General features: G+C 65.0%; 22 protein-coding genes. 16 read left to right on the top strand and 6 right to left on the bottom strand.

Translation table 11 applies throughout. The features are described 5' to 3' along the window. Positions 1-2 precede the first annotated feature (2 nt). Positions 3-653 carry an RBBP9/YdeN family alpha/beta hydrolase gene (locus OPU69_RS12480; protein ID WP_498511437.1) on the bottom strand — a complete coding sequence of 217 codons (651 nt, stop codon included), beginning with the start codon at positions 651-653 and terminating at the stop codon, positions 3-5. A gap of 490 nt (positions 654-1143) precedes the next feature. On the opposite strand from OPU69_RS12480, the gene rplJ reads away from it, so the two are divergent. From rplJ to tldD, 3 genes are all read left to right on the top strand, one after another. Next, positions 1144-1659: a 50S ribosomal protein L10 gene (gene rplJ, locus OPU69_RS12475; protein ID WP_060977453.1), complete on the top strand. Its 516-nt coding sequence runs from the start codon at positions 1144-1146 to the stop codon at positions 1657-1659. Between the two features lie 70 nt (positions 1660-1729). Then, positions 1730-2104: a 50S ribosomal protein L7/L12 gene (rplL, locus tag OPU69_RS12470; RefSeq protein WP_060977432.1), complete on the top strand. Its 375-nt coding sequence runs from the start codon at positions 1730-1732 to the stop codon at positions 2102-2104. A 151-nt stretch (positions 2105-2255) separates the two neighbouring features. Further along, positions 2256-3683 carry a metalloprotease TldD gene (tldD, locus tag OPU69_RS12465; protein WP_498511434.1) on the top strand — a complete coding sequence of 476 codons (1428 nt, stop codon included), beginning with the start codon at positions 2256-2258 and terminating at the stop codon, positions 3681-3683. On the opposite strand, the gene OPU69_RS12460 is transcribed toward tldD, so the two are convergent. Then, a complete protein-coding gene (locus OPU69_RS12460; RefSeq protein ID WP_060977431.1) occupies positions 3680-3919 on the bottom strand; it encodes a helix-turn-helix domain-containing protein in 240 nt (79 codons plus the stop codon). The two genes, tldD and OPU69_RS12460, sit on opposite strands and share 4 nt — an antisense overlap. Next, positions 3919-4542, bottom strand: a complete 624-nt coding sequence (locus tag OPU69_RS12455) for a hypothetical protein (RefSeq protein WP_498511431.1) — start codon at positions 4540-4542, stop codon at positions 3919-3921. Before OPU69_RS12455 ends, OPU69_RS12460 begins: the two co-directional genes overlap by 1 nt. A gap of 86 nt (positions 4543-4628) precedes the next feature. On the opposite strand from OPU69_RS12455, the gene OPU69_RS12450 reads away from it, so the two are divergent. Then, positions 4629-5297, top strand: coding sequence for an acyloxyacyl hydrolase (locus OPU69_RS12450; RefSeq protein ID WP_208597824.1), 669 nt, complete (start codon positions 4629-4631; stop codon positions 5295-5297). A 50-nt stretch (positions 5298-5347) separates the two neighbouring features. On the opposite strand, the gene OPU69_RS12445 is transcribed toward OPU69_RS12450, so the two are convergent. Both OPU69_RS12445 and OPU69_RS12440 read right to left on the bottom strand, forming a co-directional pair. Continuing rightward, positions 5348-5758 (bottom strand): DUF2442 domain-containing protein, encoded by a 411-nt coding sequence (locus OPU69_RS12445; protein WP_498511429.1) that lies wholly within the window; start codon positions 5756-5758, stop codon positions 5348-5350. A 1-nt stretch (position 5759) separates the two neighbouring features. Further along, positions 5760-6008, bottom strand: a complete 249-nt coding sequence (locus OPU69_RS12440; protein ID WP_498511427.1) for a DUF4160 domain-containing protein — start codon at positions 6006-6008, stop codon at positions 5760-5762. Positions 6009-6239: 231 nt separating this feature from the next. On the opposite strand from OPU69_RS12440, the gene acnA reads away from it, so the two are divergent. The 10 genes from acnA to OPU69_RS12390 all read left to right on the top strand — a co-directional run bounded on the left by acnA (position 6240) and on the right by OPU69_RS12390 (position 15018). Then, positions 6240-8912, top strand: coding sequence for an aconitate hydratase AcnA (gene acnA, locus OPU69_RS12435; RefSeq protein WP_498511425.1), 2673 nt, complete (start codon positions 6240-6242; stop codon positions 8910-8912). After that, on the top strand, positions 8909-9574 hold the full coding sequence (locus OPU69_RS12430; protein ID WP_066114605.1) for a hypothetical protein: 666 nt from the start codon (positions 8909-8911) through the stop codon (positions 9572-9574). The genes acnA and OPU69_RS12430 overlap by 4 nt, the downstream gene beginning before the upstream one ends. 40 nt (positions 9575-9614) lie before the next feature. Beyond that, positions 9615-10259, top strand: a complete 645-nt coding sequence (locus tag OPU69_RS12425) for a carboxymuconolactone decarboxylase family protein (RefSeq protein WP_498511423.1) — start codon at positions 9615-9617, stop codon at positions 10257-10259. 1 nt (position 10260) lies between these two features. Further along, positions 10261-10815, top strand: coding sequence for a VOC family protein (locus OPU69_RS12420; protein ID WP_498511421.1), 555 nt, complete (start codon positions 10261-10263; stop codon positions 10813-10815). A 119-nt stretch (positions 10816-10934) separates the two neighbouring features. Further along, the gene (gene rpmH, locus OPU69_RS12415) at positions 10935-11069 is read left to right on the top strand and encodes a 50S ribosomal protein L34 (RefSeq protein WP_060977424.1); all 135 of its coding nucleotides are present in this window, start codon (positions 10935-10937) and stop codon (positions 11067-11069) included. Positions 11070-11158: 89 nt separating this feature from the next. Continuing rightward, complete coding sequence (gene rnpA / locus OPU69_RS12410) at positions 11159-11527, top strand: ribonuclease P protein component (RefSeq protein ID WP_498511419.1); 369 nt, start codon at positions 11159-11161, stop codon at positions 11525-11527. A gap of 91 nt (positions 11528-11618) precedes the next feature. Continuing rightward, positions 11619-11828 carry a membrane protein insertion efficiency factor YidD gene (yidD, locus tag OPU69_RS12405; protein WP_060977423.1) on the top strand — a complete coding sequence of 70 codons (210 nt, stop codon included), beginning with the start codon at positions 11619-11621 and terminating at the stop codon, positions 11826-11828. 44 nt (positions 11829-11872) lie between these two features. Then, positions 11873-13636, top strand: a complete 1764-nt coding sequence (gene yidC, locus OPU69_RS12400) for a membrane protein insertase YidC (protein WP_498511417.1) — start codon at positions 11873-11875, stop codon at positions 13634-13636. Then, positions 13633-14286: a ribosome biogenesis GTP-binding protein YihA/YsxC gene (yihA, locus tag OPU69_RS12395; RefSeq protein ID WP_082730767.1), complete on the top strand. Its 654-nt coding sequence runs from the start codon at positions 13633-13635 to the stop codon at positions 14284-14286. Before yidC ends, yihA begins: the two co-directional genes overlap by 4 nt. Before the next feature lie 78 nt (positions 14287-14364). Further along, complete coding sequence (locus OPU69_RS12390; protein ID WP_498511415.1) at positions 14365-15018, top strand: glutathione S-transferase family protein; 654 nt, start codon at positions 14365-14367, stop codon at positions 15016-15018. Between the two features lie 4 nt (positions 15019-15022). Here the strand turns inward: OPU69_RS12390 and OPU69_RS12385 are convergent, their stop codons facing one another. After that, complete coding sequence (locus OPU69_RS12385; protein WP_498511413.1) at positions 15023-15826, bottom strand: Rossmann-fold NAD(P)-binding domain-containing protein; 804 nt, start codon at positions 15824-15826, stop codon at positions 15023-15025. 153 nt (positions 15827-15979) lie between these two features. Here OPU69_RS12385 and pepN point away from each other — a divergent pair, with 153 nt between their 5' ends. Together pepN and pgeF are read left to right on the top strand one after the other, a co-directional pair. Then, entirely contained in the window at positions 15980-18610 is a 2631-nt protein-coding gene (pepN, locus tag OPU69_RS12380; RefSeq protein WP_498511411.1) for an aminopeptidase N, read from the top strand. A 187-nt stretch (positions 18611-18797) separates the two neighbouring features. Then, positions 18798-19565, top strand: a complete 768-nt coding sequence (gene pgeF, locus OPU69_RS12375) for a peptidoglycan editing factor PgeF (RefSeq protein ID WP_498511409.1) — start codon at positions 18798-18800, stop codon at positions 19563-19565. Positions 19566-19604: the final 39 nt, after the last annotated feature.

Below are 19604 nucleotides of genomic sequence, written 5' to 3'. Positions count from 1 at the left end.
CCTCACTCGGTCAGGTCGGGTCGCCATTCGGCCGTCAGGCGGCGGAGAGGGGCAGGGGCATGGTGTCCCGCCTCGCCCGACAGTTCCGCGACGTCGAGCAACCGCGCCAGCAGCCTTTGTCCGAACGGCCAGTCGCCGAGGTCCGAATCGGCGTTGATATGCCCAGCGCGGCCCGCATCGACATGGTCCGCGCCCCAGAAGCTGGCGAGGCGATAGGCGCGATCCGGGCTGATATACGGATCGTCGCGGCTGCTCACCAACAGGCTGGGGAAAGGCAAAACGCCGCGCGCCGAGGGGGCGAAGCTGTTGAGGCGCGGATCGGCCGGGGCACTGTCGACCTCCGGCGGCGCGACGAGCAGTGCGCCTGCCACCTTGCCGCCCGCGCGCGGCCGCTCGAGCGCTGCCCACCAGGCGACCGCATGGCAGCCGAGCGAATGCGCGACGAGCACGATCGGCCCTTCGGTCTGGCGGATCGCGAGATTCAGCCGGTTGACCCACGCATTGCGGTTGGGGGTGTGCCAGTTGCCCATGTCGACGCGGTGGCAGTTCAGCCACTGGCGTTCCCACAGGCTCTGCCAATGCGCGGGGCCGCTATTGTCGAGTCCGGGGACAAGCAGGATCGTGGGATCGGTATGCGGAGCGAATGCAGTCATGGGGCACCTTCCGTTTCGAGTCGGTCCGTCTGGGGAGCGACGAACCATGGCGTCAAAATAACTCAACTAAAATGCTAGACAAATGATCTGCGCCACACGGATGGTGGCTTGCGCCGGACCGAAAACCCGATGGCGCTTGACTCTGGGCCCCACACTGCTAATGGCCTGCGCGACCGGACGTGCCGCAAGGCGTGTCCGATCGCCGTCCGAGACAGTTGGTGCGGGGATCTGCCCCGCTTAATTCCCAGCCTAGACGGGGACATGTTTTTCGCTGTCGTGCGCTCGTCGCACCACAGACGCTGCCATTTTCGTCCCTCTGACGCACAGGCGCAGCAGGGGCTTCGGCTCGGCAAACACCCCCCACGGACAGACGTAGCAGTGCGGCCAGGACCGGCAACGGCCCTTTTCGCGCTGCACAAGCAACCGGGCGCACCGGTGGATGGCCTTGGTCGTCCATCAAGCCGATGCGCTCATGTGGAAGGAGAACGGCATGGATCGTGCTGAAAAAGAAGCCGCTGTTGCCTCGCTGAACGCAACCTTCGGTGAAGCCGGTGTGGTGGTGGTGACCCGTAATCTGGGTCTGACCGTTGCCAAGTCGACCGAGCTTCGCACGAAGATGCGCGCAGAAGGCGCCAGCTACAAAGTGACCAAGAACCGGCTGGCCAAGCTTGCCGCTCAGGGCACGCCTTATGCCTCGATCGCCGACCTGTTCACCGGCCCCGTCGCGCTTGCGACCTCGGGTGATCCGGTGGCAGCGGCCAAGGTCGCGGTCAACTTCGCCAAGGATAACGACAAGCTCGAGATCGTTGGCGGCGCGATGGGCGATGTGGTCCTCGATGCCGAAGGTGTGAAGGCGCTCGCCTCGATGCCCTCGCTCGACGAACTGCGCGCCAAGATCATTGGTCTCGTCAATGCCCCGGCCACCAAGGTGGTTCAGGTCATTCAGGCTCCCGCCGGGCAGCTCGCCCGCGTGTTCGGCGCCTATGCGGCCAAGGAAGACGCATAAGTTTTGGTACCCCCTGCCGCACGCCCGGACTGGCGGCGGCAAGCAACATGTTTAGAATTGGAGACTTAAAATGGCAGATATCGCAAACCTGGTCGAAGAACTCTCGAAGCTGACCGTTCTGGAAGCCGCTGAACTCTCGAAGGCTCTGGAAGAAGCATGGGGCGTTTCGGCCGCTGCTGCTGTGGCTGTTGCTGCACCCGCCGCTGGCGGCGCTGCTCCGGCTGCTGAAGAGCAGACCGAATTCGACGTCATCCTGACCGGCGACGGCGGCAAGAAGATCCAGGTCATCAAGGAAGTCCGCGCGATCACCAACCTGGGCCTGACCGAAGCCAAGACCCTGGTCGAAAGCGCTCCCAAGGCGATCAAGGAAGGCGTCAGCAAGGCTGAAGCCGAAGACATCAAGGCGAAGATCGAAGCAGCCGGCGGCACCGTCGAGCTCAAGTAATCTTCTGCGCCCAAGCCTTCGGGCCTGGGGATGAAGAAAAGGGCGGCCTGCTTTCGCGCAGGTCGCCCTTTTTCGTTTTCAGGCAGCGGGTTGTTTCACGTGAAGCCGCCCACCCCTTCCCTAACGCCCCTCGAACGCGCATATGTCTGCGATGACCCAGACAGACCCCCGCTCGTTCCTCTACCGCGCCGATGCGCTCGACCCCGATACCGCGCAGGCGATCACCCGCGATGCGCTGAAAGCCTGCGACGATGGCGAGCTCTATCTGCAATATTCGGCGAGCGAGAGCTTCGTCTTCGACGACGGGCGGCTGAAGACCGCCGACTATTCGACCGATTCTGGCTTCGGCCTGCGCGGTGTTTCGGGCGAGATGACCGGCTTTGCCCATGCCAATGATGTCAGCGCCTCCGGAATCCGCCGCGCCGCCGAGACGCTCAAGCTGCTCGACCCGGCCAAGGGCGAGGCCGCCCCGCCGCCGCGCCGGAACAACCGGCATCTGTACACCGATGGCAATCCGCTCGAATCCATCCCCTTCGAGGCCAAGATCGCTTTGCTCGAGAAGATCGACGCCGCCGCGCGCGCGCGCGATCCGCGCGTCGCGCAGGTGACCGCAAGCCTCGTCGGCAGCTGGTCGGTGGTGGAGGTGGTGCGCGCCGATGGCTTTGTCGCCACCGATGTGCGGCCCTTGGTGCGGCTCAACGTCTCGATCGTAGCATCGAGCGGCGACCGGCGCGAGGTCGGCAGCTTCGGCATGGGCGGGCGCTATCTGTACGACAGCATGTTCGAGGACGCGGTCTGGAACCGCGCGATCGACGAGGCGCTGGCCCAGGCGCTGACCAATCTGGAAAGCGTCGCCGCGCCTGCGGGCGAGATGACCGTGCTGCTCGGTCCCGGCTGGCCTGGCATCATCCTGCACGAGGCGATCGGGCACGGGCTGGAAGGCGATTTCAACCGCAAGGGCACCAGCGCCTTTTCGGGCCGCATCGGCCAACGCGTCGCCGCCGAGGGCGTGACGGTGGTCGACGATGGCTCGATCCAGGACCGGCGCGGCTCGCTCTCCATCGACGATGAAGGCACGCCCACGCAGGAAAATGTGCTGATCGAGAACGGCATATTGCGCGGCTATATGCAGGACCGGCTGAACGCCCGGCTGATGGGTGTCGCCCCGACCGGCAACGGCCGCCGCCAGTCCTATGCCCATGCCCCGATGCCGCGCATGACCAACACCTTCATGCGCGCCGGCAACGACGACCCCGCCGAGCTGCTGAGCCGAGTGAAAAACGGCATCTATGCCAGAAGCTTCGGCGGCGGCCAGGTCGACATCGTCTCGGGCAAGTTCGTCTTCACCTGCACCGAGGCGTACCGCGTCGAAAACGGAAAGCTGGGTGCCCCGATCAAGGGCGCGACGCTGATCGGCGACGGCCCGACGGTGCTCACCAAGGTCACCGGCATCGGCAACGACTTCGCCCTCGATGAAGGCGTCGGCGTCTGCGGCAAGGGGGGGCAGGGCGTGCCCGCAGGCGTGGGCCAGCCCAGCTTGCTGGTCAGCGGGCTAACGGTGGGTGGGACGGGGGGCTAATCCGCTTCGCCACCCCCGTCGAGATCGTCGGGGGAATAGCTATAGCCGATAATGTCGCCCGGCTCGCATTCGAGATAGCAGCAGATCGCGGCGAGCGTCGAAAAGCGCAGGCCTTTGACCTTGCCCGACTTGAGCAGCGACAGGTTGGATTCGGTGATCCCGATCGCTTCGGCGAGCTGCTTGGAGCGCACCTTGCGCTGCGCGAGCATGACATTCAGGTTGACGACGATCGGCATCAGACGAACCCGTCGAGCTCGTGCTGCTTGCGCAGCGCGGTCTCGATCGCCCAGGTGACCGAATAGGCCGCGAGCGCCAGCAGCAATGGTGTCGCGAGATAGGCAAGGTTGACCACGATCTGGAACACGGGCCCTGTCGGCGTACCGGGCGACAGGAAGGATTCGAGCAGCGTTTCGTGCACCGGGCTGGCCAGGGCCCAGACCACCGCTGCCCCCGATGCGCGTTTGAGCCATCGCAGCGCCTCGACCAGCGCGGCGTCTGTCGGCCTGCCGAGGCGGCGCAGGGCCAGCCCCACGCACGCAAGCAGCAGCGCATAAGGCACGCTGACGACCGCCTCGATGGCGGCGAGACCCAGCCGCACTTCGGATCGATCGACATAGGCCGCGAAGACGGCGCGTGTTTCGGCTGTGGCCTCGACCTGCAGGCGGATTTCCTGGCTGAGCAGGCTGGCGGGTTTGGACACCCACAGGCACCCCTCGCCACCGCAATAGGGCGACGCTCCGGGGGTCAATCCGGCAAAGACGATCACGGGAAGCATCACAAGCGCTGCGACCAGGAACAGCGCCCCGATCAGCCGAAACCGGCGCGCCTGGTCTGGCGTCAGCCAATATCTGTCGGACATGATATTCTTTCTGTTTGACAGCAATTTTTTGCCATTATACATGAAAGACGCGGCGCAACGACAGCCGTTTTGTCTTGAGGTTTTCCATGATGCGGATGCAATGGACCGCGCTTTTCGCGGCGCTGACGCTTGCCTGCCATGCCGCCCCCGCCAAGGCCCGCGATGGCAGCGAGCTCGAACAGGTGGGTCCCGAACTGGCGGTCGGCATGTTTCGGCACGGTGCGAACTTTCACCCACTTGGCAGCGCGCTCAGTTTCGATCTGCCGCCACTACCGCTGGGCCAGGTCTATGACGGGATGGAGGAAGACGGCACCGCCGACGTGCAGGTGCTCTATCGTACCGCTCCTTTGAAATTCGCGCTCAAGCCGCGTCTCACCGCCAAGCTGCAGATCAGCCTCGACAAGCGCACCAGCTTTGCTAGCGTCGGCGCGGAATGGCGGCAGCACATCCTCGGTGGGCGTGTTTACGGCCAGGTCGGCATCGGGGTGAGCGTGCACGACGGCTATCGCTTCACCCCCAATCCGTTCGTACCCGGCCTGCCGCTTGCCGAGGCGCGGCGGCGCTTTGCCATCTACCAGACGCGCACGGCGTTCGGATCGCGCGTGCTGTTCAACCCCAATGCCTCGATTGGCATCCGTCTGAGCCGCAAATGGGCGGCGGAACTGGCCTGGGAACATCAGAGCCATGCCCAGCTGTTTTCCGACCAGAATCCCGGGATCGACCATGTCGGACTGCGCCTAGTGCATAGCTTCTAGATGGCGTCAGCGGAGAGCCCGGATGGGTCGGCGGCAGCAGTGACAAGCTGTCATCCAGCCTTTCTCGGCCTCCCGCCCTTCCTCCCATTTTCGCGCGACGCCCGCGCCTTCGCGCTTGACCTCGCCTGCCCCGCCCGCGCTGCCATCCATCGTGCGGTGCCGAACACGCCGTTCATCAGGCCGGGCACAGTATAGTCGACGTCCAGCGTCTCCCAGTGCAGCCCGAAGCCTGCGCCCTGCACCTCGACGTCGGCAAGCTGCTCGGGCGTGGCGTCCTGCAGGAATTCGACCAGCGCAGGCGGGAAGGCAAAGGTTGCGCCGCTCGCCAGATCGACGATGATGCGGTCCGTTTCGGCGTCATAGCGCGCCGCGACTGCGCGCGGTTCGGCGATCAGCTTCGCCTTGCCGCGCTCCTTGGCAGCGGGGGCCTGCGCATCGGACCAGTGGGTATCAGCGGTCACGTCATTCACTCCCGTGTATCTGTTGCCAGCGCTGATGGAAATCGGCGCTGCGGCGTTCGATGATGTCCATCGCGCGCCTGCGGTCATTGGTCTTCATGGCGATGCTATGGTCCATTACTGGCCGCCCTTCAGGGCCGAACAGGAAGACCTTCATCTCGCCGTCCTGACCGATCACATGGACATGCGGCGGATCGTGGTCGTCGACATAGATCACGAAACGCATTCCGGCTTCTCGATGGACGACGACCATGGACGATATGGATAACCCAACAAGCTGGGTTTTTCAATATAGCCAACCCCCTTCCCCGCCGCAGAACCTTGCGCTAAGGGCTTGGCCGACTTATCGGTTGATGCATCGGCCCGCCGGTTCCGCGCACAAAAAAATGGTCGCGCGCGTCCCCATCCGGCCTGTCGGTGACGAACCGCCTGAGATCGGGCACCGCTCCGGTGCCGTGGGACATATAACTGGAAGGGACTCCACATGACCGCTGTTGGACAGGACACGCTCGGCACCCGGGCGACGATGGAAGTGGGCGGACGCACCATCGCCTATTATTCGCTGGCCAAGGCGGCGGAAAAGCTGGGCGATATCTCGCGCCTGCCGTTCAGCATGAAGGTGCTGCTCGAGAACATGCTGCGCTTCGAGGACGGCGGCTTCACCGTCTCGACTGCCGATGCTCAAGCCATCGTCGACTGGCAGAAGAACCCCTCGTCCGACGCGGAAATCCAGTATCGCCCCGCGCGCGTGCTGCTGCAGGATTTCACCGGCGTGCCCTGCGTCGTCGACCTCGCCGCGATGCGCGATGCCATCGCCAAGCTCGGCGGCGATACCAGCAAGATCAACCCGCTGGTGCCCGTGCACCTGGTCATCGACCATTCGGTGATGGTCGACGAATTCGGCCATCCCAAGGCGTTCGAGCAGAATGTGGAGATCGAATATTATCGTAATGGCGAGCGCTATGACTTCCTGAAATGGGGATCGAAGAGCCTCGACAATTTCAAGGCGGTCCCTCCCGGCACCGGCATCTGCCACCAGGTGAACCTGGAGAATATCGCGCAGGCCGTCTGGACCAGCACCGATGAGAGCGGCGCGATCGTCGCCTATCCCGATACCTGTGTCGGCACCGACAGCCACACCACGATGATCAACGGCCTGGGCGTGCTCGGCTGGGGCGTCGGCGGGATCGAGGCGGAAGCCGCGATGCTCGGCCAGCCGGTCTCGATGCTGATCCCCGAGGTCGTCGGCTTCAAGCTGACCGGACAGCTGCGCGAAGGCGTCACCGCGACCGACCTCGTGCTCACCTGCACCAACATGCTGCGCAAGCATGGCGTGGTCGGCCGCTTCGTCGAATATTACGGCCCGGGCCTCGCCTCGCTGAGCCTTGCCGACCGCGCGACGCTGGCCAACATGGCGCCCGAATATGGCGCGACCTGCGGCTTTTTCGGCATCGACGACAAGACCATCGATTACATGCGCCTCACCGGGCGCGACGAGGAGCTGCTGGCGCTGGTCGAGGCCTATGCCAAGGAGCAGGGCTTCTGGATCGAACCCGATGCAGTGGACCCGGTGTTCACCAGCACGCTCGAGCTCGACATGTCGACCGTCGTCCCCTCGCTCGCCGGCCCCAAGCGTCCGCAGGACCGCGTCGACCTCACGCAAGTCGACGATGTCTTCGCCAAGGACATGGCCGAGACCTACAAGAAGGCCAACGAGCGCGTCGCGGTCGAAGGCAAGGATTTCGACATCGGCGATGGCGACGTGATGATCGCCGCGATCACCAGCTGCACCAACACCTCGAACCCCGGCGTGCTCGTCGCGGCGGGTCTCGTCGCCAAGAAGGCCGATGAGCTGGGCCTCAAGCCCAAGCCCTGGGTCAAGACCTCGCTCGCACCGGGATCGCAGGTGGTCACCGACTATCTCGTCAAGGCCGGGCTGCAGCAGCATCTCGACAATGTCGGCTTCAACCTGGTCGGCTATGGCTGCACCACCTGTATCGGCAATTCGGGTCCGCTCGCCGAGCCGATCAGCAAGGCGATCAACGACAATGGCCTGGTCGCCGCTGCCGTCATCTCGGGCAACCGCAATTTCGAGGGCCGCGTCTCGCCCGACGTGCGCGCGAACTTCCTGGCCAGCCCGCCGCTGGTCGTCGCCTATGCGCTCAAGGGCACGGTGATCGAGGATTTCACCACCACCCCGATCGGCACCGGCAAGGACGGCCAGAATGTGTTCCTCAAGGACATCTGGCCGACCAATCTCGAAGTCGCCGACACCATGGCATCGTGCATGGACCGCTCGATGTTCCAGGCGCGCTATGCCAATGTCTACAAGGGTGACGAGCACTGGCAGGCGATCAATGTCGAAGGATCGGAAACCTATAGCTGGCGCGCCGGTTCAACCTATGTCGCCAACCCCCCCTATTTCGAGGGCATGAGCATGACGCCCGCGCCGGTGGGCGACATCATCGAGGCCAAGCCGCTCGCGATCCTGGGCGATTCGATCACCACCGACCACATCTCGCCCGCCGGATCGATCAAGGCGGATTCGCCTGCGGGCAAGTGGCTGATGGAGCATCAGGTCGCCAAGGCCGATTTCAACAGCTATGGCGCGCGTCGCGGCCATCACGAGGTGATGATGCGCGGCACCTTCGCCAATATCCGCATCAAGAACGAGATGGTCCCGGGGATCGAAGGCGGCATGAGCCGCTATGGCCAGGAAGTGATGCCGATCTATGACGCCGCGATGCGCCACAAGGCCGATGGCACGCCGCTGGTCGTGATCGCGGGCAAGGAATATGGCACCGGATCGTCGCGCGACTGGGCGGCCAAGGGCACCAACCTCTTGGGCGTCAAGGCGGTGATCGTCGAGAGTTTCGAGCGTATCCACCGTTCGAACCTCGTCGGCATGGGCGTGCTGCCGCTGCAGTTCCAGAACGGCGATACCCGCCAGTCGCTGGGCCTGACCGGTGACGATACGTTCACGATCCGGGGCATTGCCGATCTCAAGCCGCGCCAGCAGGTGACGGTCGAAGTGACCCGCGCCGATGGCTCGACCTTCAGCTTCGAGGCTTTGTGCCGCATCGATACCGCCAACGAGATCGAGTATTTCATGAACGGCGGCATCCTCCACTACGTGCTGCGCAAGCTCGCGGCATGATCCGGTTCGTGTCCAGGGCCATGGTTGCGCTCGCCAGCGCGGCGATGGCCCTTGGCGCGGCCCCGATGGCGGGCGCCCAGGCGCCCGCCCGTCAGGCGAGGCTGGCTACCGATCCGCAAGAGGCCGGTCTCACCTGTTTCTATGCGGCGGTGGTGACCGGCGGCGGCAAGACCGAGGCTGTGGCCGAGGCAAGCTGGTTCCTGTTCGACCTGACCCGCCAGCAGACGGAAGGCGCGCCCGAGACGTTCGCCGAAAAGCTCGAGGCGACGGCGAGCCTGCCCCCGCCCAATCTCGATACGCTCGCCGCCGATGCGCAGACGCTGCTGCCGCAATGCGCCAGCCGCTATCCGCTGATCAGCTCGAAGCGCGTCGTCACCCTGCCCTCAGACCCGTTCACGCGCGAGATGCAGTGCTTTGCGCTGACCAGCTATCTCGCCGGCATGGCCGAAAGCGAGCTCGAGGATTCGGGCGAAAGCCCGTTCGGCAAGCGCGTCGGTGCGCTGGCAGACAGGCTCGCGGCGCAACTGACCGAAGAGCGCGCCAAGGCCGCCGGCATTGCGGATGAAGCGGGGATGATCCGCCAGTTCTCGCTGGCGCTGCGCGATGTCAGCCCGCTCGGCAACCCGATGAAGGTGCTCGAAGCCTGCGAGGCGATGAAGTGACCGGCGCGGCTCGCTCTGCCCGCCAGCAGAGGAGCCGCTGATGCCGCGTCTGCGCCAGGTCCCGCGCGACGAGGCGGACGATTATGTGCGCAAGCTTTATACCGCTTTGTTCGGGGATCGCGATCCCGTAGATCAGCCCGGCACCGCCACGGGCACGCCGGGCAACTGGTGGACCGTCTTCGCGCTCGTCCCCGATGCCTTCCGCCACACCACCGAGGGCTTCGGTTTCTACCGCTCCGACAAGCGCAAACTCGATCCTGTCCTGCGCGAACTCGGTCAGACGCGCGCGGGCTATGCGGTGGGATCGCGCTTCGTCTATTCGCAGCACATGAAGGCGGCGCGCTTTGCCGGGCTCAGCGAGGAGCAAGTCCAGGCGATCGCGCACTGGCAGGTCGCCGATTGCTTCACACCCGTGCAACGCGCGGTCCTGGCCTATGCCGACGCACTGGTGCTGCAGCATGGCCGCGTGCCCGATGGCGTGTTCGCCGCCTTGAAGGCGGAGCTCTCCGACGAGGAAATTCTGGAGCTCACCTATGTCACCGCGACCTATATCATGCATGCCGTGATGAGCCGCGCGCTGCGACTGGAATATGACGATATGGACGATCCGGTGACCGAGGTTGCCGCGCCCGAAGGCGCGACCGCCGATGTCATGGGCATGGTCGACCGGCGGAAACGGGACTGACATGAGCTATCACCACCTCGCCATGGCGGCGCGCGACATGGCCGCGATCCACGATTTCTACGAACGCATCACCGGGTTCGAGCTGGTCAAGGTGGAGATCGCGCCGATGATGGGCGGCGGCTGGGGCAAGCATTTCTTCTATCGGATGGATGGCGATGACAGCAGCTTCATCGCGTTCTGGGAGCTGAACGAGGTGCCGGGTGCCGACGCCCATGAGTTCAACCTCAACAAGGCCGCGCACATGCCGCCGGGCACCAACCATTTCGCCTTTGCGGTGCACAGCGCCGAAGAGCTCGACGCGCGGCGCGACCAGTGGAATGCGGCCGGGCTCGACGTGCTCGAGATCGATCACAACTGGTGCCGCTCGATTTATACCCGCGACCCCAATGGCAATATGGTCGAATTCTGCCTGACCACGGGCAGCTTTACCGAGGCGGATCGGGCGCGGGCGCTCGCGGCGCTGGGCGAACGCGAGATGAACCCGTCGCCGCCGCCCGCATCGATGCGGCAATGGCTGGCCAAGGACCGGGCGCAGGCGGAAACCCAAAGCGCCTGAAGCTGCCCGCGCGCGCTTGACTTTCCACAGCCCGCCCCTTATGCGCCCAGCTTTCGCGGGGACGGCTTGGCCGGTTTCTGCAGCGAATCATTTGAACCCGTAATTTTCAGGAGTGCCGCATGAAGCGCACATTTCAGCCCAGCAATCTCGTGCGCGCGCGTCGCCATGGTTTCCGTTCGCGCATGGCGACCCCGGGTGGCCGCGCCGTGCTGCGTGCACGCCGTGCCCGTGGCCGCAAGCGCCTGAGCGCCTGATCGGGCCGCCGCCCGTGATTGCGGGCGCGCACGACAGCACCAAATTCGACAGCACGGGCGCTCCGGAAGGCTCCGGGGCGCCCGTTGTCATGCGGCAGCGGTCCGATTTTCTCGCCGCCAATGGCGGCCTGCGTGTCGGCACGCCGGGATTCGTGCTGCTGGTCAAGCCGCGCGCGGACCAGAGCCGACAGGCGCGGATCGGCTATACCGTCACCAAGAAGACCGGCAATGCGGTAGTGCGCAACCGGATCAAGCGGCGCTTCCGCGAACTGGCGCGCACGCTGCTGCCCGAACACGGGATCGCGGGCGCAGACCATGTGCTGATCGGGCGCAACGAGGCGCTGACCCGCGATTTTGCCGCGATGAAGGCCGATCTCGAGCGCGCTCTCGCCCGGGTGCGCGAAGGCAAGGCGAGCTCGGACCGCCGTCCGCCGCGTGCCAAGCCGCGCAGGCGCTGATGCTGCGCCGGTCGTCTGGCCTTGCATGTCCGTCTAACGCCGCTGGCATGTTCGGCGCGCTTCGGGTGAGGGCAGGGGGCATGGAGCCACAATGCGCCAGATCCTGATCCTGATCGCCCGCGCCTGGCAGCTCGGTCCCTCGCGCGTGCTGCCGCCCAGCTGCCGTTACAGCCCCAGTTGCTCGCAATATGCCATCGAGGCGCTGACGAAATACGGTGCGATTAAGGGTGGCTGGCTGGCGATGAAGCGGCTATTGCGCTGTCATCCTTGGGGCGGGCACGGCCATGATCCGGTGCCCTGACAGCATCGCGCCCCCTTATGAATTGCCGGAAGAAGGTTTGAAGCGTGGAGAATCAGCGTAACGTCATCCTGGCCATCGCTATGATGGCTCTGGTACTGTTCGGATGGCCCTATGCGCTGGAGTTCTTCTATCCCGCGCGCCCGGCGACGATCGAGGATGCGGTCGAAGCGCCGCGTCCCGGCCTCAAGAACAGCAATGCCGTGCCCGATACCGGCACCGCGCCCAAGGTGATCCGCGAGCGCAAGGCGGTGATCGCCGGAAGCGCGCGCATTCCCATCGACGCGCCGCGCGTCGCCGGATCGATCAACCTCACCGGCGCGCGGCTCGACGATCTGGTGCTCAAGGATTATCGCGAGAAGCTCGACAAGGATTCGGACCGCGTCCACCTGTTCTCGCCGGCGGGTACCGAAGACCAGTATTTCGCGCAGTTCGGCTGGATCGGCGAGGGTGTCGTCACCCCGACCAGCCAGACCGTCTGGACGGCCAACGGCACCAAGCTGACGCAGAAGACGCCGGTGACGCTGAGCTGGACCAACCCTGCGGGCCAGCGCTTCGAGATCACCTATGCCATCGACGCCAATTACCTGATTACCGTCACCCAGCGCTTCATCAACAGCGGAACCACGCCTGCGATCGTGCGCCCGCTGGGGCTGATCAACCGCACCAGCGCCAATGCCGATCCCAGCACCTGGACGGTGCGCAACGGGCCGCTCGGCGTGTTCGACGATGTCGCCGATTTCGACGTGCATTATGACGATCTCGACGAGAACCCGAAAAAGCTGGTCGAATATGACGGCAATATCGATTGGCTCGGCTTTACCGACCATTACTGGCTCTCGGCGCTGATCCCCGCACCCGATACCAAGGGCAAGATGGCGGGCAATTTCCGTGCATTGGGCGGCAAGCTCTACCAGTCCGAGCTGCTGTTCGACACGACCGTGGTCGCGCCGGGCAAGCAGATTCAGACCAGGTCGATGCTGTTTGCCGGGGCGAAGGAAACCGAGCTGCTCGACGATTATGTCGATGCCAAGGGGATCAAGCTGCTCGACCGCGCGGTCGACTGGGGCTGGTTCATCTGGTTCGAAAAGCCGATCTTCAAGCTGCTCAACTGGCTGTTCGAACAGGTCGGCAATTTCGGCGTGGCGATCATCCTTTTGACCATCATCATCCGCGGCCTGATGTTCCCGATCGCGCAAAAGCAATTCGCCTCGATGGCGGCGATGCGCGCGGTGCAGCCCAAGATGAAGGCGCTGCAGGAACGCTACAAGGACGACAAGCAGAAGCTGCAAACCGAGATGATGGAGCTGTACCGCAAGGAAAAGGTCAATCCGCTCGCCGGATGTCTGCCCATGTTCCTGCAGATCCCGGTCTTCTTTGCGCTGTACAAGGTGCTGCTGCTGGCGATCGAGATGCGCCACCAGCCGTTCGCGCTGTGGATCAAGGACCTGTCCGCGCCCGATCCGCTCACCCCGGTCAACCTGTTCGGGCTGCTGCCCTTCGATCCGCCGAGCATGATCGCCATCGGCGTGCTCCCGATCATCCTGGGTGTTACCATGTGGCTGCAGTTCAAGCTCAATCCCGCGCCGATGGACCCGGTCCAGCAGCAGGTCTTTGGAATCATGCCCTGGGTCCTGATGTTCGTGATGGCACCGTTCGCGGCAGGGCTTCAGCTCTACTGGGCGATGTCGAACGTGCTCACCATCGCGCAGCAGAAATGGCTGTACAGTCGCCATCCGCAATTGAAGGAGCTGGCGGCCAAGGAAGCGGCAGAGAAGGCGGCGAAGGCCGACGGCAAGGGCAAGGCGTGACCGACGAAGCCCAACCCATCATCCACCCGCTGCTTCAGGAAGCGAACCGGCTGTTCTCGGGATCTGTCACCTTCCTCAAGTCCGCGCCCTCGCTCGAATTCCTGCCGCCGCCCACCGTGCCGGAAATCGCGTTTGCCGGCCGGTCGAATGTCGGCAAGTCCTCGCTGCTTAACGCGCTGGTGGGCCGGCGCGCGATCGCGCGCACCTCGGTGACGCCGGGGCGCACGCAGGAATTGAACTTCTTCGATATCGGCGATCCGCCGCGCTTTCGCGTGGTCGACATGCCCGGCTATGGCTTTGCCAAGGCGCCCAAGGATGTCGTCAAGAAATGGCGCTTCCTGATCAACGACTATTTGCGCGGCCGCGCGGCGCTCAAGCGCACTTTGGTGCTGATCGACAGCCGTCATGGCGTGAAGCCGGTCGATCTCGATGTCATGAAGATGCTCGACGAGGCGGCGGTGAGCTATCGCCTCGTGCTGACCAAGGCGGACAAGATCAAGGCAAGCGAACTCGAGCGCATCGCCGATCTCACCCGTGCCGAGGCGCGCAAGCATCCCGCGGCCTTTCCCGATGTCATCATCACCTCGTCCGAAAAGCGCATGGGGATTGACGATCTGCGCGGCTTTGTGATGGACAGCATCAGCGAGTAACCTTCTCGCAGACCATCTCCGTTTCGTGGCCCTTGCCGGGAAACAGGTCAGACATACAGCCGATCGATTGGGGCAGATATGAAGCTGTACATTGGCAACAAGAACTATTCGAGCTGGTCGCTGCGCGGCTGGCTGGCGTGCAAGCAATCGGGGCTGCCGTTCGAGGAAGTGGTCGTGCCGCTTTACGACGAGGCCTGGCCCGAGCGGCGGCAGGCGCCCGAATTCCAGCCCTCTGCCGGCAAGGTGCCGGTGCTGTGGGACGGCGAGGCGGTGGTGTGGGATTCGCTCGCCATTATCGACTGGCTGGCAGACAGGACGCATCGCGACCGCTTCTGGCCGAAGGACCCGGTCGCCGCCGCGCTCGCCCGGTCGATGGCGGCGGAAATGCACGCCGGCTTCCTGCCGCTACGCCGCGAATGCGGCATGAACATGCGCCGGACCTACGACGATTTCAGCGTCAGCCCCGAAGTGCATCAGGACGTGATGCGCATATTGTCGCTCTGGGCCGAGGCGCGCGCGCGGTTCGGGCGCGGCGGGCCGTTCCTGTTCGGCAGCTTCAGCGCGGCGGACATCATGTTCGCGCCGGTCATCACCCGCTTCCAGACTTATGCGATAACGCTTCCCGGCTTTGCCCAGGCCTATAGCGAGGCCATTTTGGGCCATGAATGGATGGTCGATTGGGCCGAGGCCGCGAAGGCCGAGCCTTGGGTGATCGAGCGGTTCGAGCGCTGAGTTTTCAGCCGCCGCCGCGCAGGATCGCCGCCAGCCCCGCCTCGTAATCGGGATAGGCGAGCTGCCACCGCAGCAGCCGCTTGGCCTTGCCATTGGCCACGCGCCGGTTCTCGGCATAGAAGCCCAAAGCCATCGGCGAGAGGTTCGCCTGCTCGAGCGATTGCAGCGCCGGCAGCGGCGCGCCCAGCAACCGGCACGCGGCCTCGATCACCCGGTTCTGCGAGCAGGGCAGGTCGTCGCCCAGATTGTACACGCCCGCAGGCCCGCCAAACGAGGCGATGACGCCGCCTGCAATATCCTCGACATGCACCCGGCTGAACACCTGGCCCGGCATGGCGATACGCTTTGCGCTGCCATCGCGCACCCGGTCGAGCGCGCTGCGGCCCGGGCCATAGATGCCGGGCAGGCGGAGCACGCGGACGCGCGTATTAAGCGCCTGCCAGACCAGGTCCGCCTCGGTGCGCGCATTGCGCCGTCCGGTGCCGACGACGGACGTTTCATCCACCCACGCCCCGCCCGCATCGCCATAGACGCCGGTCGAGGACAGGTAACCGATCCACTGCGCGGGCGCGGCGCGCAGGATGTCGGCATAATGGGTGAGCACCGGATCGAGCCCGGTCGCGCGGTCGGGAGGCACGCTGGAAAGCACGTGCGTGGCTTCGGCGAGGGCGGCTTGCACCGAGGCAGAATCGGCAAAATCCACGTCGCCCGCGCGCCCGGTCCCGCGCACCTGCCAGCCCTGAGCGCGCAGCTTTGCCGCAAGGTGCGAGGCCGAATAACCCATGCCGAAGATGAAGAGATGGCTCATGCGGGCGAACCTAATCAACTCCCGTCCACAGGCAACCGTTCTCCGGCGAAAGCCGGAGTCCAGTGGCGAGATAGTGTTGTATCCGCTCTGGATTCCGGCGTTCGCCGGAAAACGGCGTGACGCGGCCGGACACGCGCACTAGTCTCTCGCCCCATGGCCGATATCCAGACCGCAACCGCCAGCCCGGCGCTCCACGAACCTCCGGTGATCTACCGCGCCGATTATCAGCCGCCCGACTGGCGCGTCGAGACGGTGGCGCTGGAATTCGATCTCGATCTCTCGGCGACCGAGGTCCACGCGACGCTCGTCCTCGTGCGAAACGGCGATCATGACCGCCCCGTTCGGTTCGATTGCGACGGCGCGCTGCCGCGATCCCTCGCCGTCGATGGCCAGTCGGTGAACTGGCGGACCGAGGGCAGCGCCATCGCCTTCGACTTGGCAAGCGAACGCGCCACCGTGACGCTCACCACGCGCATCGCGCCCGATACCAACACCCAGCTGATGGGCCTGTTCGCCTCGAACGGCATGCTGTGCACCCAGTGCGAGGCCGAAGGCTTCCGCCGGGTCATCCCGTTCATCGACCGGCCCGACAACATGGCGGTCTACGAGGTGCTGCTGCGCGCGGACAAGCAACGCTTCCCCGTCCTGCTCTCCAACGGCGCGCTGGTCGAATCGGGCGATCTGGACGGTGGGCGGCACTTTGCCCGCTGGCGCGATCCGCATCCCAAGCCGAGCTATCTGTTCGCTTTGGTCGCGGGCGATCTGGTGGCGACGCGCGACCATTTTGTCACGAAGAGCGGCAAGGATTTCGATCTCGCCATCTTCGTGCGCGCAGGCGACGAGGGGCGCACCGCGCACGCGATGCAGGCGCTGAAAGCCTCGATGGCCTGGGACGAGCGCGTCTACGGCCTCGAATATGACCTGCCGGTGTTCAACATCGTCGCGGTCAGCGATTTCAACATGGGGGCAATGGAGAACAAGGGCCTCAACATCTTCAATTCGCGTTACATTCTCGCCGATCCCGACACCGCGACCGATTACGACTATGACGCGATCGAGGGCGTGGTCGCGCACGAATATTTCCACAACTGGTCGGGCAATCGCGTGACCTGTCGCGACTGGTTCCAGCTGAGCCTGAAAGAGGGCTTCACCGTCTATCGCGACCAGTGCTTTTCCGCCGATATGGGTTCAGAAGCGGTCAAGCGGATCGAGGACGTGCGGATGCTGCGCGCGAGCCAGTTCCCCGAGGATGCTGGGCCGCTGGCGCACCCGATCCGCCCCGACAGCTATATGGAGATCAGCAACTTCTACACCTCCACCGTCTACAACAAGGGCGCCGAGGTGATCCGCATGATGGCGACCATGGCGGGACCCGAGCGCTTCCGCGCGGGCTGCGACCTCTATTTTACGCGGCATGACGGCGAGGCGGTGACCTGCGAGGACTTCGTCCGGGCGATGGAGGAGGGCGCCGGGCTCGACTTGAGCCAGTTCCGCCGCTGGTACGAACAAGCGGGCACGCCGCAGGTTCAGGCGCGGCTCGAGCATGATGCGGCGACCGGCACCGCGACGCTGCACCTCCGCCAGAATTTCGCCTCCACGCCCGGCCAGCCAGTCAAGCCGCTGATGCCGATCCCGCTGCGCACCGCGCTGATCGACCGCGACATGAAGGCGCATCGCGGCGAGATGCTGGTGATGCTGACCGAGGCCGAGCAGGCGCTGTCGTTCGAAGGCTATGCCCGCGCGCCGGTGCTGTCGATCAACCGCGGCTTTTCCGCGCCGGTGAATCTCGATGTCGCGCGCGCAAGCGGCGACCTGCCGTTTCTGGTGCGCCACGATGACGATCCGTTCGCGCGCTACGAGGCACTGCAGCAGCTCGTCATCGACCGGCTGATCGCCGACATTGCCGCCCTGGACGGCCCCGGCGGCGCGCAGGGCCAGGCGGTGTCGCTCGACGAGATCATCGCGGTGTTCGGCGATCTGGTCAGCGACCAGCGGCTCGACGATTCGATGCGCGCCGAGATCCTCAGCCTGCCGACCGAGGCGTTCCTCGGCGAACAGATGCTGGTGGTGCGGCCCGAGGCGATCCATGCGGCGCGCAAGAGCCTGCGCAAGGCGATCGGAGCGCGGCTGCTGAACCAATGGCGGATCGTGCACGAGCGCGCGAGTGCGGTGCCCTATTCGCTGAGCCGCGAGGCGAGGGGGGCACGCAAGATCAAGTCGCTGGCGCTCGGTTACATCGCTTCGTCAGAAGCCGGCGACGCTGCGGCGCTTGCGTTCGATCAGTTCGCGCGCGCCGACAACATGACCGACCGCCAGGGCGCGCTATCGGTGCTCGCCAGCATGCAGGCGGACGAACGCGAGACCGCGCTCGACAGCTTCTACAACCGCTATCAGGGCAACGCGCTGGTCATCGACAAATGGTTCTCGCTGCAGACCGGATCGGCGCATCCGAAGGTGTACGAGCAGATGCTCGAGCTTATCCGGCACAAGGATTTCACGCTGACCAACCCCAACAGGGTGCGCGCGCTCTACTGGCCGTTCGTCTCCAACCAGCCGGTTTTCCATCACGAAAGCGGGTGCGGCTACGAGTTGCTGACCGATCTGGTCTTGAGGCTCGATCCGCTCAACCCGCAGACCACCGCGCGCTTCATCGCGCCGCTGGGGCGCTGGCGCCGGTTCGATGCGGCGCGCGCTGGCATGATGCGCGGATGCCTCGAGCGGATCCTGGCGCAGCCGGGACTGTCGAAGGATGTGACCGAACAGGTGGTGAAGAGTCTGGAATAGCCAAACCTTCTCCCTTGAAGGGAGAAGGATACTGAGCCTTGCCAGCGGAGCTGGCTAGGCGAAGTTGGATGAGGGTGACCGCAGCGCTGGCGCATTTCACCCTCACCCAGCTGCGACTAACTCGCTGCGCTCGTAAGTCTTCGCAGCCCTCTCCCTTCAAGGGAGAGGGGTATTTGGGAAAAGAGAATTGACCGACATCCCCATCCTCACCTCGCCCCCACTCGATGGCATCGCGCATGGCTTTACCGGGCGGCGGGGCGGGGTTTCGACCGGGCTGGTCGCAGGGCTCAATGTCGGGCTGGGATCAGACGACGATCCGGCGGCGGTGCACGAGAACCGGCGGCGCGCGGCAGAGGCGATCCTGCCCGGTTCCACGCTGGTGACGCTGCACCAGGTGCACAGCGCCGATGTGGTGCGGGTCAATGCCGCGATTCCGGTCGACGACCGGCCGAAAGCCGATGCGATGGTCACCGACCGGCCGGGGCTGCTGCTCGGCGTGCTCGGCGCGGATTGCCCGCCGATCCTGTTCGCCGACGCGCGTGCGCAGATCATCGGCGCGGCGCATTCGGGCTGGAAGGGCGCGTTTGCCGGGGTCGGCGAGGCGACGGTGGCGGCGATGGAGCGCATGGGCGCGCATCGCGAGAATATCGTCGCCGCGGTCGGCCCGTGCATCCAGCAGAAAAGCTATGAGGTAGATGCAGGCTTCTTCCGCCGCTTCTGCGAGGCCGCGCCCGAAAACGAGCGCTTCTTTCGCGAAGGCCGGGCCGACCATTATCAGTTCGATCTGGAAGGCTATATCGCTGCCCGGCTCGCCGCCTTTGGCATCGGTACGGTGCATGTGAGCGGCGTGGACACCTATTCGGACGAGGCGGGCTATTTCAGCTTCCGCCGCGCGACGCACCGGGGCGAGCCCGATTACGGGCGGCAGATGGGCGCGATCGGGCTTCGCGGCTGACCGGGCCGCAGATGCGGCACGGAGCGGATGGTTTCCTTT

The organism is Blastomonas sp. 34TW, assembly GCF_059803595.1.
This window is presented reverse-complemented; position numbering and strand designations above follow the sequence as displayed.